This is a genomic window from Shewanella sp. T24-MNA-CIBAN-0130 (assembly GCF_040310185.1).
GTDB classification, from domain to species: Bacteria; Pseudomonadota; Gammaproteobacteria; order Enterobacterales; family Shewanellaceae; genus Shewanella; species Shewanella psychromarinicola.
Genome location: NZ_JBEOPP010000346.1, coordinates 1 through 265, shown reverse-complemented (window position 1 = coordinate 265; position 265 = coordinate 1). Strand labels below are relative to the sequence as shown.

1 protein-coding gene is annotated in these 265 nt (G+C 35.8%); it reads right to left on the bottom strand.

The annotated features are described in order from the left end of the window. Positions 1-265 (bottom strand): hypothetical protein (locus AAEZ02_RS22665; protein ID WP_351125325.1); only part of this gene is annotated, 265 nt, incomplete at both ends.

Below are 265 nucleotides of genomic sequence, written 5' to 3'. Positions count from 1 at the left end.
CTCTCTACACTTAGCTTGACCAATGGCATTAATAAATAATTTTGAGGTAACAATCCCCTCTCTGCCTTCATCAGAAAACACATCCATAAAGCTGTTATTGGCTGAAAATGGCACGAGGTCTTCATCTAAAATAAGTAAAAAGTCATTTATTTGACTAAATGCTTCGCCTAATATCTTGGCTTGTTGTTCGTTTGCCAGCTGCTCGGTAATATTAGTAAAAATACCCGACACATAAAGAGGCTCTTTAGTGTCTTCATTATAAATA